A 268-nucleotide genomic window follows, 5' to 3' on the forward strand; every position below is an offset into this window, starting at 1 on the left:
CAGCGGGGTGTGCCTCACCGTCGTCGACCAGGGCCCCGACTGGTTCACCGCCGACGTGATGAAGCAGACGCTCGACATGTCGACGCTCGCGGGTGTCGGCGCGGGCCGCCCCGTCAACCTCGAGCGCGCGACCGCCGCGCACGGTCGCCTCGGCGGCCAACAACGGTGTCATCCGCCCCGACATTCCGGCAGCGACTCCGGTCGGAGTCACAGGAACGTCGCTGGTGGGCCCGCTCGAAGGCGCTGGCTGCGCGCCTAGACTGTCAGG

At 71.6% G+C, this 268-nt stretch carries 1 pseudogene; it reads left to right on the plus strand.

The features are described 5' to 3' along the window. Positions 1–157: pseudogene (locus tag I5G_RS24805) on the plus strand (riboflavin synthase); the annotation flags it as partial. Positions 158–268: the final 111 nt, after the last annotated feature.

Origin of the sequence: Microbacterium sp. B19 (genome assembly GCF_000333395.1) — a bacterium.
Lineage (GTDB): Bacteria > Actinomycetota > Actinomycetes > Actinomycetales > Microbacteriaceae > Microbacterium.